General features: G+C 49.3%; 14 protein-coding genes. 10 read left to right on the top strand and 4 right to left on the bottom strand.

Translation table 11 applies throughout. The annotated features are described in order from the left end of the window. Positions 1-119: 119 nt before the first annotated feature. Complete coding sequence (locus tag RGU75_RS16660) at positions 120-755, bottom strand: arylesterase (protein ID WP_416186878.1); 636 nt, start codon at positions 753-755, stop codon at positions 120-122. A gap of 280 nt (positions 756-1,035) precedes the next feature. Between RGU75_RS16660 and RGU75_RS16665 the strand changes: the two genes are divergently transcribed. The 4 genes from RGU75_RS16665 to RGU75_RS16680 all read left to right on the top strand — a co-directional run bounded on the left by RGU75_RS16665 (position 1,036) and on the right by RGU75_RS16680 (position 5,674). Next, entirely contained in the window at positions 1,036-1,749 is a 714-nt protein-coding gene (locus RGU75_RS16665; protein WP_322240603.1) for an ABC transporter ATP-binding protein, read from the top strand. A 51-nt stretch (positions 1,750-1,800) separates the two neighbouring features. Then, positions 1,801-2,136, top strand: a complete 336-nt coding sequence (locus tag RGU75_RS16670; protein WP_322237865.1) for a hypothetical protein — start codon at positions 1,801-1,803, stop codon at positions 2,134-2,136. 248 nt (positions 2,137-2,384) lie between these two features. Further along, positions 2,385-4,583, top strand: a complete 2,199-nt coding sequence (locus tag RGU75_RS16675; protein ID WP_322240605.1) for a xanthine dehydrogenase family protein molybdopterin-binding subunit — start codon at positions 2,385-2,387, stop codon at positions 4,581-4,583. A gap of 176 nt (positions 4,584-4,759) precedes the next feature. Further along, positions 4,760-5,674, top strand: coding sequence for a LysR family transcriptional regulator (locus tag RGU75_RS16680; protein WP_322237867.1), 915 nt, complete (start codon positions 4,760-4,762; stop codon positions 5,672-5,674). Positions 5,675-5,843: 169 nt separating this feature from the next. On the opposite strand, the gene RGU75_RS16685 is transcribed toward RGU75_RS16680, so the two are convergent. Further along, positions 5,844-6,287 (bottom strand): thioredoxin domain-containing protein, encoded by a 444-nt coding sequence (locus tag RGU75_RS16685; protein WP_322237869.1) that lies wholly within the window; start codon positions 6,285-6,287, stop codon positions 5,844-5,846. Between the two features lie 153 nt (positions 6,288-6,440). Here RGU75_RS16685 and tsaB point away from each other — a divergent pair, with 153 nt between their 5' ends. The 4 genes from tsaB to RGU75_RS16705 all read left to right on the top strand — a co-directional run bounded on the left by tsaB (position 6,441) and on the right by RGU75_RS16705 (position 9,670). Continuing rightward, positions 6,441-7,157 carry a tRNA (adenosine(37)-N6)-threonylcarbamoyltransferase complex dimerization subunit type 1 TsaB gene (gene tsaB, locus RGU75_RS16690; protein ID WP_322237871.1) on the top strand — a complete coding sequence of 239 codons (717 nt, stop codon included), beginning with the start codon at positions 6,441-6,443 and terminating at the stop codon, positions 7,155-7,157. Positions 7,158-7,240: 83 nt separating this feature from the next. Continuing rightward, positions 7,241-7,669 carry a ribosomal protein S18-alanine N-acetyltransferase gene (rimI, locus tag RGU75_RS16695; RefSeq protein WP_322240607.1) on the top strand — a complete coding sequence of 143 codons (429 nt, stop codon included), beginning with the start codon at positions 7,241-7,243 and terminating at the stop codon, positions 7,667-7,669. Beyond that, a complete protein-coding gene (locus RGU75_RS16700) occupies positions 7,666-8,634 on the top strand; it encodes a uracil-DNA glycosylase (protein ID WP_322237873.1) in 969 nt (322 codons plus the stop codon). Before rimI ends, RGU75_RS16700 begins: the two co-directional genes overlap by 4 nt. Beyond that, positions 8,615-9,670 carry a DUF1853 family protein gene (locus RGU75_RS16705; RefSeq protein WP_322237875.1) on the top strand — a complete coding sequence of 352 codons (1,056 nt, stop codon included), beginning with the start codon at positions 8,615-8,617 and terminating at the stop codon, positions 9,668-9,670. Before RGU75_RS16700 ends, RGU75_RS16705 begins: the two co-directional genes overlap by 20 nt. A gap of 136 nt (positions 9,671-9,806) precedes the next feature. Here the strand turns inward: RGU75_RS16705 and lplT are convergent, their stop codons facing one another. After that, entirely contained in the window at positions 9,807-11,069 is a 1,263-nt protein-coding gene (lplT, locus tag RGU75_RS16710) for a lysophospholipid transporter LplT (RefSeq protein ID WP_322237876.1), read from the bottom strand. A gap of 263 nt (positions 11,070-11,332) precedes the next feature. Here lplT and alr point away from each other — a divergent pair, with 263 nt between their 5' ends. Together alr and radA are read left to right on the top strand one after the other, a co-directional pair. Next, positions 11,333-12,421, top strand: a complete 1,089-nt coding sequence (gene alr, locus RGU75_RS16715; RefSeq protein ID WP_322237878.1) for an alanine racemase — start codon at positions 11,333-11,335, stop codon at positions 12,419-12,421. 382 nt (positions 12,422-12,803) lie between these two features. After that, positions 12,804-14,177: a DNA repair protein RadA gene (gene radA / locus RGU75_RS16720; protein WP_322237880.1), complete on the top strand. Its 1,374-nt coding sequence runs from the start codon at positions 12,804-12,806 to the stop codon at positions 14,175-14,177. 206 nt (positions 14,178-14,383) lie between these two features. On the opposite strand, the gene RGU75_RS16725 is transcribed toward radA, so the two are convergent. Continuing rightward, complete coding sequence (locus RGU75_RS16725; RefSeq protein ID WP_322237882.1) at positions 14,384-15,016, bottom strand: glutathione S-transferase family protein; 633 nt, start codon at positions 15,014-15,016, stop codon at positions 14,384-14,386. Between the last annotated feature and the right edge of the window lie 534 nt (positions 15,017-15,550).

The raw sequence follows: 15,550 nt of genomic DNA on the forward strand, positions 1-15,550 counted from the left end.
GTCTTATAACCAGTTCTCTTCCCGCTCCGAAGAGAAGTTGTCAGCCAGTGATCTTATCTTGGGAAGATGCCTTTAAAAACAAATCTCGATCGCCGGCGATTCCAGGAAATCAGCATCGATTATTTTGCTGAGGAGAGCGTTGCTTTCATTAAGGGTTGTAATTTCGGCCAAACGTTGTTCAGGATGGTTAGGTGTGCTTCCGCTGTCGGGTGCATGCGGTCCGCTTGAAACCACTCCGGTTTATTGGCAACGCCTTCCAGCAAAAATGGCACTAAAGGGACTTTAGTCTGCTTGGCTAAGGTTGAATATAGTGCGAAAAATTTGTTTGTATAGTCGGGCCCATAGTTGGGTGGTATGCGCATTCCGATTAGCAGGATTTTTGCATTTACTTTTTGTGCCGCTGCTATCATTGCGAGTAAGTTTGATTCTGTCGCCTTTAATTGAAGGCCGCGTAATGCATCATTTGCACCAAGTTCAATGATCACGATATTGGGGCGCTGCTTCAGCAGTGCTGGTAAGCGGGCGTTGCCACCGCTTGTGGTATCGCCGCTGATACTGGCATTGATCACGTCGATAGGGATGTTTTCAGTCTTAAGGCGTTTTTGTAGAAGTGCCACCCAACCGGTGCCGCGGGCCAAGCCATATTCAGCTGATAGACTGTCACCCAACACCAGAACCGATTTTGATGCAGAATGGTCGCTCGTTGCTGCTGATGCAATGTTTCCTCCACTTGAAGCAAATGCACTGAGCGTGATGATTGCTAAAACGCTGCGTCGTAAGATATTGGATTGCCAGGCAATAAGTTTTAACTGTTTTATTGCCTTATGTTTTAATGCTTGCTCTAAGGCATTGAAGCTATTGATACCGTTGATACTGCTTATACCGCTGATTTCGCGGATGCCGTTAAGTTTTGTCGGTCGATCTGGCGGTAATAATGCTTGCGCGCGCCCGTCCCGAATAACGTTTCCACATTTTTGACTGATAATCCGCATGCCACTATCCTCTTCGATTAATTCATCTGATCTACAAGCTACCATGTCCAGCACCGATTTTTCGATAGTTGCGCAAAACCTGACCAAACGGGTAGCTGACGCTAGTGGAGAACTTGTGATTCTGAATGACATCAATTTTACCGTTCAGGCTGGGACGACGCTGGCAATTGTCGGCGCTTCCGGCTCCGGCAAGTCAACTTTGCTGGGATTGTTGGCTGGTCTTGATACCCCATCAAGTGGAACAGTCCTCATTGATGGCGTAGATATTTTTGCGCTGGATGAGGATGGTCGTGCTGGAGTACGCAAGAAAAAGCTCGGTTTCGTGTTTCAATCCTTTCAATTGTTGACGCATTTGAATGCCTTGGAAAATGTCATGCTGCCATTAGAACTGCATGGCGATCCCAGCGCTAAAGAAAAAGCTGAGATTATGCTCGGGCGCGTTGGATTGGCAAGTCGCTTGCGTCATTACCCAAAATACTTGTCCGGCGGCGAGCAGCAGCGAGTGGCGTTAGCCCGCGCTTTTGTCACAGAACCACCGCTTTTGTTTGCTGACGAACCGACTGGCAGTCTCGATGCCGCTACCGGCGACGCGGTGATACAACTGATGTTTGATCTCAATCAGGAGCGCGGTTCGACTCTGGTGCTTGTCACGCACGACACGTCCATCGCGGTGCAATGTCGGCAAACTATCACGATTGCGGCGGGACGTTTACTGCATCATGGCGACTTTACACCTAGTGACGCCCATATTTTTTAATGCCAGAATAGGAGCATCGTTATCAATATTTGACAATATAAGGAGAAAAATATGGCGGCATGGTTACCCGTAGCAAAGGCTATTCTTCCTTATCTTGGTGACATTATTACAGCCGCCAAGCCAGCTTTTACGAAACGTAAAGGTGGGAGCGAAAGTAGCCAGATAGAGATTTTGCAACAGCAAGTAGCTGAATTGCAAAATGCCTCCTTGCAGAATATTCAAAACGCCAAGGCACTTGCCGAACAATTACAATCATCCATTTCTGCGCTCGAACAGACTTTATCGACAACGCACAACAAGGTGCGACGTGCCAATTGGATTGCCACACTCTCGCTGGCATTGACATTGGTAGCGCTCGGACTGGTGACGATAGTCTTTTTACGTTGACGGTCTTTTACGCTATTAACGTGCCTTCGCCAAGATAGCTTTCCGACGTCGCAGCAAACTAATTTGACAGAATATGACGATATGCATCTGCCAAGTAGCAATCTTCAAATCAAACCTGAAATTGCGTTTGAAATCACAAGGAAGACCGATCAGTGCAAGCCCATAAAAAATCGCGGCGTCGCTTCCTGCTGAGCGGGATAGGTATAGGCGCTGGTGTGACTGCGGCATTTATCCTCGGATGGGGTGTCATGCCGCCGCGACAACGCTTGAATAGTCATCTTCCGATGCGGACAAAGAGTGGTGAGATAGCATTGAACGGCTGGCTCAAGATCGCCCCGGACGGAATGGTTACTGTGGCAATAGCACGCTGTGAAATGGGCCAAGGAGTCCATACCGCGCTACCAATGCTAATCGCAGAAGAGCTGGATGTGCCACTTAGCATGGTCCGTATAGAGCAAGCGCCGTTGGACCGTATATTTGGTAACGTCGCCCTTTTTTCCGAGATGTTACCTTTTCATCCAGATGATGATGGGTTATTAAAACTCAGTGCGCAATGGCTGATGACTAAAGTTGGTAGTGAAATGGGTATCGTCTTGACCGGTGGCTCAAGCAGCGTGCGGGATGCATGGCAACCGATGCGCGAGGCTGGTGCGACTGCGCGTGCCATGTTGATACAGGCGGCAGCACAAGAATGGCAGGTAGCATCCACCGAGTGCACTACCGCCGACGGGGTGGTGAGTCATGCTAATGGACGGCGTGCCAGTTATGGCAGTCTGGCAGCGAGGGCTGCTGCGATGACGCCGAGCAATGTATCGCTCAAGCGTGTGGAGGATTTTACATTAATCGGGCAGCCTCAGGCGCGGCGCGATACCGCTTGCAAGATCAACGGAAAGGCGATTTTTGGGATTGACGCTCGACCACCTGATTTGCTATTTGCAGCAGTCAAGATGGCGCCCGTGATCGGAGCGCGACTGCGACAATTTGACGCGTCGGAAACGTTGCGCACACCAGGCGTGATTAAAACGGTCGATTTTTCATCAGTAATTCTTCCTCACTTTGGGGCCGCAGCCGGTGTTGCCGTTATCGCAAAAACTTTTTGGCAAGCAAAACAGGGTGCGGAAAAATTGCGGCTTACCTGGGACGACGCTGAGAATCGGGTACTGTCCACTGCCGCCATTTTTCGGGAATTAAGAGAAAAATTAGCCACAGAATCAGGACATATCTATCACCGTACCGGTGGCCTGATTTCTGACACAAATAGAGAAGCGGCGTTGCATACGGTGGAGGCGATGTACTCTGCACCCTTCCTTGCGCACGCAACAATGGAGCCAGTCAACTGCACGGCGCAGGTCAAAGATGGCACAGTCAATTTGTGGGTGTCGACTCAAGTGCCGAGCATGGCGGTCGCTAGTGCCGCTAAGCTCGCAGGTGTCAAGATCGAGGATGTGACCATCACCGAACTGTATTTGGGAGGTGGTTTTGGGCGGCGTCTGGAAATTGACATGATTGTGCAGGCGGTCGCGATTGCGAAGCAGGCCGATGGTAAACCTGTGCAAATGATCTGGACGCGCGAAGATGACATGACGCATGATGTTTATCGGCCTGCCGCAGTCGCCCATTTTTCGGCGGCGCTCGATACTACAGGCCAGATACTTTGGTATAAAAATAAATCTGCCAGCGGCTCTGTCACGCAGCAGTTTGTACGTCGCAATTTGGGATTTCCTTTGATCGGGCCGGATAGGGCGGCGGCAGAAGGAGAGTTCGATATGCAATATGAAATTCCGCATCAGGAGATCGCGCATGTCATTGTTCCCAGCGCCGTCCCGTTAGGAAATTGGCGTTCGGTCGGGCACTCACATAACGCTTTTTTTAAAGAGAGTTTTATTGATGAGTTGGCGTATGCAGCGGCTGTTCATCCCGCACAGTTTCGACTAAATCTATTAAAAACTCATCCGCGTCATCGTGCTGTTCTGGAAGTGGCTTTGGTACGGGCGGGTCAACCGGTCGCTGGTCGTGCTCACGGTATCGCGTTACATCAGTCATTTGGGAGTATCGTGGCGCAGGTGGCTGAAATTTCGATTGAGAATGATCAGATACCAAATATTAAAGTGCATAAAGTAGTGTGCGTAATCGATTGTGGTCTCGCGGTGAATACCAATATTATCGTCCAGCAGATGGAGTCGGCTGTCGTCTTTGGTTTGAGTGCGGCGCTACTCGGCGAGGTGACAATAAAGAATGGCGAAGTGGTACAGCAAAATTTCAATGATTACGCGGTCTTGCGAATACATCAGGTGCCAGTGATTGAAACGGTGATTATGCCTAGCCTTGAAGCGCCGCAAGGTGTTGGTGAGCCGGGAGTGCCACCCATCGCGCCTGCCGTAGCGAATGCAGTATTTGCGTTAACCGGTAAGCGTCTGCGTGATTTGCCGTTGCGGCTAAGCGTTTAATGAATGATTTGGTTTTTTGCTTAAAAGTCAGCTCATGGAGCCCCATTTGGTATTGGTAACATTTTTGACGTACCTGATGATAAAAAAATGCACGCACAGGTAGATAGTTAGATTGAGTAAACACCAGATTTAGATGACTTAAAATGTAGTAAATCTCATAAAGGATGCATAAAAATATGGATCGCCTACAGTCAATGCGGGTATTTTCAAAAGTGGTGGAGCAGGGTAGTTTTGTTGGCGCGGCCAAAGTTATGGAGCTGTCCAATGCGGTCGTTACCCGTCACGTTGCTGATTTGGAAAACCATCTCGGCACGCGTTTATTGAATCGATCAACACGTCGAATGTCATTGACCGAAACCGGGCAAGCTTATTTGGAGCGCGTACGCAGCATACTTGCCGAGATAGACGAAGCTGATGCGGTTGCTTCAGCAGTATCCAAAAGGCCTGCAGGAACCTTAAATATCTATTCTCAAATTAGCTTTGGGCAATTGCAATTAACCCGCTTATTACCCAAATATTCTATGCAATACCCAGATGTCGCGCTTGACGTCACAATGTCGGATCGTACGGTCGATTTGGTCGAAGAAGGTTTCGATGTTGGTATTTTTACGGTATTTCAGAAGTTCGACGTCAGCATGGTAGCCCGCCAATTGGGGATTGCCGAAGTATTGTTATGTGCTTCGCCCGATTATCTGCGCAAACACGGTAGTCCTCAACTACCCGAAGATCTTCAGCACCATGCGTGCCTCAATTTCTCTTTAGAGCATCTCCGCCATCATTGGAGTTTCCACTCGCCAGATGGGGTCTCGACTGTACCGATTACGAGCAAGGTGATGTCGAATAATGCTGACTTGTTGCGTCATTGCGCTCTTGCCGGAATGGGAATTGCGATGCGCAGTTCGTATTCGCTCGGCGATGATCTGCGAACAGGGAGTCTGGTACGGGTCCTGGCGGATCATCCCATCAGCAAGGTTTCGGTGCAATTGGTGTATCCGAGTAGACGGTTATTGTCAGCAAAAGTCCGCAGTTTTGTTGACTTTATGATGGCTGAATTTCCGTATCCAGATCGCGATCCCTGGTTGGCGGGGTAATATTGTTTTAGGACGCGCTCAAAATTAGCGGCAGGATTTATTAGGCTTAATGGTTCGATGCTAAACGGGACTCAAAAATTTCCTGTTTCGAGGGCCATAACCGCATATTTTGATATTTACACCATCTGAAACCTAAGTTAAGGCGCTGACGCGATAGTCCGCAACGAGCTTAGGAGAGGTTTTTTTTTGCAACAGCGTTTTGAAGCCGTAATACCAAATTGCCATTGCTTTGCCAATGACGTCGTTCGGCGGTGCTGTGAGCTTCAGCGGCCAGATCGGCTGGTGATTTTTTATGTTGCGCCAAGAATATACGTTCAGCTAACCGCAGGTCGAGTTCGACGGGACCAAGAAATGTGACGACTTGACCACGCTGAATCAGCAATGTCGGAAAATCATCCACGTCAAGATCATCCATAAGATCGGCTTGATCCTCAATATCAATCCAAACAAATCGCGTATCAGGGTGGCGGTGCGCCAATGCCGTAAAGTTTATTTGATATTCACGACAACTCCCACACCATGCAGCGCAAAGGCAAGCGACCACCCAGCCGTCATCAGCCAGAATCTGAGCAAGTTGGGGGCGATTTTCGTTATCAATAATCAGGACAGGCATTACTCTATTTTACCGTGACTAGACTTTTCTTGGGGTGTTCAAAACGGCTTCTGAGGCGTAAGAGTGGTGTACAGGCAAAATTTATTCAATGTCGCGATGAGAACCATCGATTGAAACTGCGCTGGATCGGTCTGGCGCGGTAAAATAGTGGCTATGCCGATTATTCTAGCCATCGAAACTTCAACCGAACTTGCCTCCGCTGCGCTACTGCGCGATGGTCAGGTATTTAGCCGTGAATCCGCCGGCGTTCAAACCCATTCCCACACCATTTTACCCATGGTACAAAGCCTGCTGGCTGAAGCCGGTATCAGCCTGGCGCAATGTGATGCGCTGGCATTCGGTATCGGCCCCGGTTCGTTTACCGGGGTTCGGACTGCTTGCGGTATTGTTCAGGGGCTGGCGTTTGGCGCTGCCCTGCCGGTATTGCCGATAGTCACTTTGGCCGCCATGGCGCAAGCTTGTCAGGAGGCAGTTGGTGCCAATGAAGTGCTGAGTATTCTGGATGCCCGCATGGGCGAGGTTTACTGGGCACAGTATCGCTATACCAATGATGCATGGGAGATTGTTGTTGAGCCAACGCTTTCCGCACCCGCACACGTATTACCGTTAGATACGTTGGTGCTAAATACGCCATCGGCACTACTGGCGTGTGGCAATGGATTGTCGGCTTACGCCGAACTGTTTGCTGCGGCCCCATTTGCCGCAAATGCACAGCCTGGACTCATGCCACATGCGCGGCAAATCGCACGGCTTGGTTTAAAGGCATTTGAACAAGGTCTAGGTCTGCCAGCGGTTGAGGCACAGCCGCTTTATCTTCGCAATAAAGTGGCTTTTACTACAGCAGAACGCGCTGCCAAGGTGGCAGTATGAGTGCGAGCCTGGGACCAATAAGTAACGATAAAAGTAACGATAAAAGTAACGATACTTTACTATCGCCATTTTCTTTCATGCCCATGTCAATTGATGACTTGGAGGAAGTGGTCGAAATCGAAAATCGGGTGTATTCGCATCCATGGACGCATGGTAATTTTGTTGATTCCATCGCGCATGGTTATCAATGCTGGACACTACGCGATGCCAATCAAGAATTGCTTGGCTATTTTTTTATGATGTACGTTGTGGATGAAGCACATTTATTAAACATCAGTGTCCACGCCAATTATCAGGGGCGTGGTATTGGTATGCAGTTACTTGATAAGGTCGCGCTGCTGGCACGAGAACACGCTATGGCGTCAGTGCTTCTGGAAGTGCGACCATCCAATCCCCGCGCTATCGTCATTTATCAGCGCTTTGGTTTCATCGAGATTGGCCGGCGGCCATCGTATTATCCCGCTGCTGGTAATCAACGTGAAGACGCCATCGTCATGAGGTTGCCGTTATGAATACCTCGACGCGGCGTGCTATTTTTCTTGACGAGTGCGGTGTCGGTCCTTTGTGGGTGCGACGTCACGCTGAGATTGTGCAACTGGTAACCCAGCCAGAGGTCTTGATAGCCGAGATTGCGAATGCTCCTGTTGGTACAATAGTTGCTCTGGCGCCTGCGATCCTAAAGGCGGAATTTGTTGATAATGTTGCTATAATATTAACTCCAGCGCTTGCGCTGCCAGCAGCGCAAGCGCCTGGTGCCCAAGCTGAAGCAGACGATTTAATGTCAGCCTGGGAAGAGACATCGTTGCCGATATCTACAGCGCCGACTACATTCGATCCATTGCAGCAAATTCCGCAGAATATTGCGACCGACTCCGACACGGTTCTAGCCGATATCGCTGGAATGGATTGGCGGCAACTTAAGGCTGCAGTGAGTGAATGCACCCGCTGCGGTTTGTGCCACGGTCGTGCGCATACGGTATTTGGTGTCGGTGACGAACGCGCCAAATGGCTATTCATTGGAGAGGGACCGGGTCAGTCCGAAGATCAAGTTGGCGAGCCATTTGTCGGCCCGGCTGGCAAATTGCTCGACAATATGCTTTTAGCGATAGGTGTCAAGCGCGGCGAGAATGCCTACATCGCTAATATCGTCAAATGTCGCCCTACCAATGATGAAGGTCATGACCGATCACCGTCAGCCGAAGAAATCGCCGCATGTCTGCCGCATCTCCAGCGGCAGATTGCGCTTATCGAGCCCACTGTTTTGGTCGCTTTAGGTAAAACAGCGGCGCTGGCACTGTTGGCATTAGATCCGTCAACGCTGGTCGCCTCATTGCGTGGGACGATACATCGTTATGCTGGATTGCCGTTGGTGGTGACTTATCATCCCGCCTATTTATTGCGTAAGCCAGCAGATAAAGCAAAAGTGTGGAGCGATTTGTGCCTCGCGACGACCTGTCATGCACCCGTTCTCGAATAGCCATAGCGCGTCTACAACCTTTCCGCAGGCCTCCTCGGATTATCGGGATGCCTTTCAGGGCCAGTTTCATCAGCGCTGGAACCACCTCAATGATCACCACGTCAGAGCGCTCGCCTGGTTGCTTGATTCTCCCGATTTACTGAATACTCAGGCACCGCAATGGCAGGGCAAGATTGCCCACATTGGAGGCGCGGATGATGGCAATCTTAAAGTAAATCAACGCTGGGCGACATGGCTTGAGGCGCTGGATAGCAAGCCCGAAAAGCTTCAGGTTTTACATGCTTTTATGGATACTCTTTCATCCACGCGGCTGGGACTGTATGCAGAAAAGTTAATGGCATTTTATTTTCAGCAACAAGAAATATTGGTCGCCCATGGGTTGCAGGTCAGAACCGAAAAAGGATCTACCGTCGGTGAATTTGACTTTCTTTTACGGCAGCCATCCGGCTTAGTCCATTGGGAATTTGCTACCAAATTTTATCTGCTGGAAACGGTAGACGGTAATTTAGTGGCCGATGATTTTATTGGCCCTAATCTCACAGATTCGTTAGGCCAAAAAATCCAGAAAATTCTTAGTCGCCAATTGATGTTGTCGCAGAATCCAGTGGCTAAAGCGTATTTAACCGAACCAGTAGTTTCTGCTCTGGCCCTAATCAACGGTTGGCTGTTTTATCAACATGATGGATTCATTGTTCCCACTGGGCTAGGTGTTTCGGCTGGACATTGCCGTGGTTATTGGTGCGCGTGGTCGCAGCTTGTGATTGATGACAACTTTCGTTATCTGATTCTGCCGAAACAACGCTGGTTGGCACCTGCAAAGGCGTCTCTTACAGATACGTTAACTGCTGCTGAGCTAAGTAATGCCCTGTTGTTGCATTTTAATCAGGACAGCGGACCGGTATTACTGGCAACTTTACGGGTCTGCGATAACGAGGGATTAGAGAGCAGAAGGGGATTTATCGTGCCAGACGATTGGGCGACGCGAGCTGCAACGACGCGAAGACTGGCGACGGTGAAGGTTGCACTTAAGTCCTGACTCCGTTGGCATCAAGCTGTTATGAACGATTTGTAAAACCGGAGTAGATGGGTAAACGTCCCACTTCTACAATTCAATCCCTTCACGTACAACTCAATCTATTCAAAGAATCATATTCAGAGAATCAATCAGCGCCTCAATGTTTGTGCTCACCGATCAAAGCCAGCGAATCATGCTCTCGTTGATTGGCAGAATGTTTGCGCATCACCAAAAACATGGTGCCGGATACAAAGACACCAAACATGATGATGACCAGATTGACGTTCAAATCTAGTTTTACCATTACTGCATACAGTACCAACATGGTTAATACTGACAAGTTCTCATTGTAATTTTGTACTGCGATCGAGTGGCCGGCGCTCATCAGGACGTGACCACGATGCTGGAGCAAGGCGTTCATTGGCACTACAAAGTAGCCAGAAAGCGCACCAATCAGCACTAATAACGGATAGGCCACCCAAATTGAGTGAACAAGTGTCATTGACATGACAACCAAGCCCATGACGATGCCCATCGGCATCACGGACAGCGACTTCTTTAGTGGGACAAAGCGGGCGGCCGCCACGGCCCCGATAGCAACGCCTACTGCAACGACGCCTTGTAAAATTGCCGCTTTATCAAGGGGCATATGAAGTGACTTCTCCGCCCATTTCAGCACGATGAATTGCAGCGTGGCACCCGCGCCCCAAAACAACGTGGTGACAGCGAGAGAAATTTGTCCCAGTTTATCTTTCCAGAGCGTGGCATTGCAGCGGGCAAAGTCAGCGACCAGTTTGATTGGATTGCGCTCCTGATGCGGATAACGCACGCCTGTATCCGGAATTTTCAGATTAAAGATGGTGGCTACAATGTAAAGGCCAGCGATCACGCTAAGTGCCGCCTGAGTTGGCGTATTCGGACTCCAGTTAAGGATCGGCACATGCAGCGTCAAAAGTACCGCCGAGACATGCGGATTGACCAGCGCGCCACCCATTACTGTGCCAAGAATGATGGATGAGACCGTTAAACCTTCAATCCAGCCATTTGCGGCTACCAGTTTTTCTGCCGGTAACAATTCGGTCAGAATACCGTATTTAGCAGGGGAATATGCTGCGGCACCGAAGCCCACCATTGCATAGGAAAGTAATGGATGGATGCTGAAAAACATCATCACGCAACCGAAAATTTTGATTAAATTGGTCACGAACATCACGCGCCCTTTGGGCAGTGAATCGGCGAACGCGCCGACAAAAGGCGCTAAAACGACGTAAGACAAGACAAAAAACAATTTGAGTAACGGCGTCATCCAGGTCGGTGACGACATTTCAATCAATAATGCTATCGCCGCTATAAGCAGGGCGTTGTCAGCCAGCGAAGAAAAAAACTGCGCCGCCATGATGGTGTAAAAACCGCGATTCATTCGCATCTTAAAAATGTTGTTCTTAGTGTCCCCGGCATGCTTTATACCATGAAAATATCGCTCGCCCAAGTTTAAGGCAAGCTTGTATTCCAATTTGCTTGTAAAGAACGTTGGTCCAACGTTGGGCCAACATTAATGCACCGATTTGCCCGTCTATTGTTTGACTTTAAGTTATTTCCTTGAATAAAAAATGGAGGATTCGTGTTGCCTTGGCATCCGGTAAAATAGGCAGTCAATCACATTTTCATGAGACAGCCATTCTTATGCCAAGGCCTATTCTTGCCAGCGTTGATATTTCAGCCTTACAACATAATTTGCGCATCGCCAAAGCGCGTGCGCCGCACGCCAAAGTCTGGGCAGTCGTTAAAGCAAATGCCTACGGTCACGGTCTGGAGCGGGGAGTGCGCGCCTTTGCCGAAGCCGACGGACTAGCCTTAATTGAGCCGGATTATGCAGTGCAGCTGCGTGAACTTGGCTGGAAAAAGCCGATATTATTATTGGAAGGATTCTTTGATGCGGATGACCTCGATCTTGTTATCAGCGCAAAACTAGAAACCACCGTCCATTGTGATGAGCAAATTGCATTACTGGAGCATGCATTGCCAAAGCAACAAGTGCCTTACAAGTTATCGATTCATCTTAAAATGAATAGCGGCATGAACCGTCTCGGTTTTGCGCCCGAAGCTTTCCGTGCGGCATACCAACGTCTGCGTGCAATGCCGGAAATTGGCAGCATCACGTTAATGACCCATCTCGCTAATGCCGACGATCCCTTTAACCCCGGACTGCCGTTAGAACAGCAGCTCGCCCGTTTTGAGCGCGGAATTGCCGACCTTCCGGGCGATCATAGTGTGGCCAATTCAGCCGCCGATTTGATGCACCCCGAGTTACGCTCTGATTGGGTTCGGCCCGGCGTCATGTTATACGGCGCAACGCCGGGTGGTGGAACCGCAGAATCGTTCGGTCTGCGCGCTGCGATGACGTTGACTAGCAGGATTATCGGTATGCAGAAAGTTGCCGTCGGAGAAGCGATCGGCTACGGCAGCCGTTTTGTTGCGGACGAACCGATGATTGTAGGTGTCGTTGCCTGCGGTTATGCCGACGGATACCCGCGTCATGCACCAACCGGTACGCCAGTGATCGTGGATGGTGTTCGGACTAGCACCGTCGGACGGGTATCGATGGACATGTTCTCGGTCGATCTCACGAACGTACCGGGTGCGCATGTGGGTAGCGAAGTGGTGCTGTGGGGAAGTGCGCTATCCGTTGATGAGGTCGCACACGCGGCCGGTACTATCGGTTATGAGTTACTCTGCGCTGTTGCACCGCGCGTTCGATTTATCGAGATCTGAAGCGATGGGCGATTGAAGGAGCAATGTAAGGATTGAGGATGACTGTTGATGCACCTGAGTAAGGTTTGTTTTAGCGTGTGTTAATGTTAAATTTAGTTTGTATGCTTACCAGCCCGTGGTGTCAGCAATATTCCTCAATCAGCATCGGCTTTTGGTGACTTAGTTTGTGACTTAGCTGTTTTGTTCTTTATTTCCATCGTTTCACCTCATATTTTCCGAGCCATATTAAATATGTTTTGGAGTGGCCTCAACGAGACCACTGTTATTAAACGTTCCGCTTACCGAACATTATTAAGCGTTGCACCAAGTTGAGATTGTCGCCTTTCTTAGCCATGGTCGCGCTCTGGTTTGTCCCTTTTTTATAGAAACGATTCCGATCCTTATGGCCAAAGCAAAAACCAATTACACCTGCACCGAATGCGGCGGCGTTGCTAACAAATGGACTGGGCAATGTCCAGCCTGCGGACAGTGGAACACGTTGGTCGAAACCATCGTCGAATCCGGCAGCAATCGGTTTTCAATTCAGCATCAAGGCTTGGCACAGACCGCGCCGGTAGTCAGTTTGTCGGATATCGATGCGATTGATATCCCACGTTTTGGCACAGGAATCGAAGAGTTTGATCGCGTGCTGGGCGGCGGTTTGGTGGCTGGCGGCGTAGTATTAATCGGCGGCGATCCCGGTATCGGTAAGTCGACGTTGCTATTGCAGGCGCTGGCAAATCTCTCTCGTGTCAAAAAAGTGCTGTACGTCAGCGGCGAAGAGTCGGGTGCGCAAATTGCCATGCGCGGCAAACGGCTGGCGGTAGACGCCAAAGACCTTAAATTACAGGCAGAAATTCAGTTAGAAAAAATTCTCAGCACCTTGGTTGAGCACAAGCCAGAAGTGGTGGTGATCGATTCGATTCAGACCGTCTACTCCGACGCTCTGTCTTCTGCGCCCGGTTCGGTCGCGCAAGTGCGTGAATGCGCAGCGCAGTTAACCCGCGTTGCCAAGCAGACCGGCATCACCATCATCATGGTCGGTCATGTGACAAAAGAGGGCGCATTAGCGGGACCGCGCGTTTTGGAGCATATCGTCGATACCGTCCTGTATTTCGAGGGCGATACCCATTCCAGCTTCCGTCTGGTGCGCGCTGTCAAAAATCGATTTGGTGCGGTCAATGAGTTAGGTGTTTTTGCAATGACCGAAAAAGGGCTGAAGGGCGTGTCTAATCCTTCCGCATTATTTCTCTCGCAACACGATGTCGCTGTGGCCGGTTCCTGTGTGATGGTCACGCAGGAAGGAACACGCCCTTTGCTTGTTGAAATTCAGGCGCTGGTCGATGCATCGCATGCGCCCAACGCACGTCGTCTGTCGGTCGGTCTTGACCAAAACAGACTCGCCATGTTACTGGCAGTTTTGCATCGTCACGCCGGGATTGCTGCATTTGATCAGGATGTGTTTATCAATGCGGTCGGTGGCGTAAAAATTACTGAACCGGCGGCTGATCTGGCGGTATTGCTGGCGATTAATTCATCCATGCGCAATAAGCCGCTACCGCGTGGTTTAGTTGTCTTTGGTGAAGTTGGACTAGCCGGTGAAATTCGGCCAGCGCCACGGGGGCAGGAACGCTTGCGTGAAGCAGCAAAATTAGGATTTTCGATTGCGGTCATTCCAAAATCGAATGTACCGAAACATAAAATCGAAGGTTTAACCGTGATCGGTGTCGAGCGGATTGACGACGCACTCAATAAAATACGGGATGCGGGAGATTAGGGCCACGTAGCGCTATCGGATATCCATATCAAAAATAATCGCCGACGCGTGATCGTATACAACTAGAGTCTAAGAATAGAATAGCACCGTGCTGAATAGCGTAAAGTGGTGCTATTTTAATGGCTGTACTATTTGTATACATCAGGCTTGTCGCTGAGTAATATTTTTTACTCTATATGAGTGCGCGAGTGTTGCAAGAAGACATCCTACATAATTTTAGCCGTAATGGTTTGCGCATAAGGGACCGAATCCTTAAACGATGGTCGCAAGTCAAGCCGATCATTAAATAATGCAAGCTCTGGATACAGCGTGCGCCACGGCAGTTCCTGAAAGCGTACCGAGAGATAGCCGACAGCCGTACCAACAGCAATGTCGCCAAGTCCAAAATGTTCACCTACTGCGACATTCCGTGAGCCAACAATTTTAGCCATCTCAGCCAAACCACCCTCAATTTTTCGACGCTGACGCGCAAGCCATTCTGGGCTTCCGCCACCTTCACGTGTTTTCTCGAACAGCGTGAGCACAACCGCATCGCATATGCCATCGCATAGCACCTCCAGTTTTCGCGCAATAAGCCGTTCATCGATATCCTGTGGCAGTAGCGGTATTTGAGGATATTTCAACTCCAGATATTCCAGAATATAGCTTGATTCATAGACGCCAGATCCGTCCTCAAGAATCAATACCGGGAGCTTTTCCAATGGATTGTAGCGCGGGGTACTGGTTGTGTCATGCCATGGAATTTCGGTGATCAGTTCGAAAGGTATCTTTTTTTCGGCCAATGCAATGCGTACCTTACGTGCGTATGGACTAGGTGTTGCGCTGATGAGTTTAAACATATGATTTTCCTTAAAATTGATTCCGAATCAGAGTGACTACATTCACTAGCAGTTTCCAAAATTCTGATAATTCATTTTTAAAAACTGCAAAGCCTATCGCCGAATGTCGGTTACCGCACACCCCATACGATCTGCTGCAGATAATTGTCAGCATACGACAAAGGCGATAGACGTTGTTACGAACATTCTCGACTCAACTTGAACCGACGCGCACGCCAATGGCAATCGGGGACGCCGACGTCTTCTGTTACGGTTAATTCTGTTGTAGTTCAATGACTAGTCAATGCATCGACTGCCATCATCGGTTAAGCCGAAATATAGTATACGTATTGCCTAAATGCATCTGCTTCCCTCCGCTTTTGTTGTATTTTGTTGTAACTGGACACATCAGGATCCTTATTGGATTTTTGCATTTTAGTGCACTAGATTTTCTTCGCAGTGCATCAGAAGAATTATGCATATCCCCAATTCTCAATGTCAGAAACTATCGATATTGGTCGGTTTGCTGACATTATTTCCTGAATATAATTATTT

This window comes from Glaciimonas sp. CA11.2 (assembly GCF_034314045.1).
Lineage (GTDB): Bacteria > Pseudomonadota > Gammaproteobacteria > Burkholderiales > Burkholderiaceae_D > Glaciimonas.